Annotated in this window: 2 protein-coding genes; both read right to left on the bottom strand. The window is 40.5% G+C overall.

Annotated features, from left to right (window positions below):
• Positions 1 to 360: 360 nt before the first annotated feature.
• Complete coding sequence (locus AACY61_RS13610; protein WP_339612128.1) at positions 361 to 1,014, bottom strand: hypothetical protein; 654 nt, start codon at positions 1,012 to 1,014, stop codon at positions 361 to 363.
• Positions 1,015 to 1,023: 9 nt separating this feature from the next.
• Positions 1,024 to 1,299: a helix-turn-helix domain-containing protein gene (locus AACY61_RS13605; RefSeq protein ID WP_339612126.1), complete on the bottom strand. Its 276-nt coding sequence runs from the start codon at positions 1,297 to 1,299 to the stop codon at positions 1,024 to 1,026.
• Positions 1,300 to 1,529: the final 230 nt, after the last annotated feature.

Raw genomic sequence — 1,529 nt, 5'->3', positions numbered from 1 at the left:
TTGTGGTCTTCTTTGTAAATCCTGAAGTGTTCGCCGAAACGTTGCTTGCCTTTGACTTCGAGGTATTCCAAAGTGTTGTTGAAATCGTAGATGATTTGGTTGTTGTGGTATTTGCCCAGGGTGTATGAGGTGTTGTTGTCTGTGATTGTGAATAGGTTTTTCATTGTGTAGTAGTTTTGATTAAAATTTTGCTATTTATTGACGAGTTCATTTCACCGCCTTCACTTCGACTTCGCTCAGTGACCGTGGCGGTTCGTGATGACGTTGCTTTTGATGGCAATTTTGGATTTCCGCTTTGCGGGGGGACGAGATCCCCGCCTCCTCCTACAGTAAACTTTCGGCGGACAGGTTCGCGGGGATTTAGAGAGGGGTGTCATAGTCTTTGTTTCTTGAGGTTTTGAGGTGTTTCAGTTTTTCGAAGGGTTTGTTTGCTTTTTTGGCTTTGATTTCGAGAGCTTTTTGCATCCAGTTTTGGGCGGCCGCTTGCCAGTCGGTGATTGGTTTGTTGCCTGAGATGATCCAGCCGGTGGCTTTGTTGTGGTTGAAAAATTTTTCGGCCTCGGTTTGTAATTGTTTTTCCGGAAGTTGGTTTTGAAATTCATTTTTAAAAAAATTTATGACTTCTTCTTTTTTTATGTTTATTACTGTTTTACTATGTTTATCATGTTTTATATAAGGTACTAATGCTTGTCCCACAACTTGTCCCGGTACTTGTTCAGGACTTGTATCAAATTTGAGCAACTTGATTTTGCTTCCTTTGTATGGATTGTGGGAAGGCAAGTATTTTATATATCCCCAATGGTCGAGTTGTTTGAGGCACCGATGATAAGTTGCCTTGGAACCGATTTTGGAGAGTTTCATTATTTCCTCGCGGTTGATGTAAAAGGTTTCCGGGAACCGGTTGAGGTTTCCCAGCTGGAACAGCGAAAAATACAAACTGATATGCGTGGGGTTTAGCCTGGAGTCTTTGTAGAATTTTGTGAATATGGCATTCATCTGTTTGATGTAGTTCATTCTTCATCATTAAATCCTATTGCTGATTTTGTTATCCTCCATCATTTTTTCGATTTCCTCTGCATCATAGTAAATGATCCCCCCCACTTTGGTATAACTGAGTGTACCATTGGCGCGGAGCGTCTGTAGGGTGGTGTGACTTATTTGCAACATTTTTTTTACTTCCTTGTTTTTTAGCCACCGGGTTTGTACGTTTTTTTCTTTGGCCATTAAGGACCTTAGTTCGTTAATAACATCCTCTTTGAATTGGTCGAGGTCTGCCTGGGTGATGATTGGTGTTCCCATAGTTGATTTGTTTTTAAAAAAAGCCGGGAAGGGGGAAATCAGCTTTTGGCTGCAACCCGGCTTAGGGTTCAAGGTTTGGTTTGACTTTCGTGTGACAAAGTTGGTGTGAAGTGTTAGATGATTTTCCCAAGTTGACCTTAGTTGGTCTATTTAATTGAATGGTTTCCTTAAAAAAAACAACTTATTTGATGTGAAAAGAATAAATATTTGGCAAGGTCTTATTACTCCTC

Origin of the sequence: uncultured Planktosalinus sp. (genome assembly GCF_963973675.1) — a bacterium.
GTDB lineage: Bacteria > Bacteroidota > Bacteroidia > Flavobacteriales > Flavobacteriaceae > Planktosalinus.
This window is presented reverse-complemented; position numbering and strand designations above follow the sequence as displayed.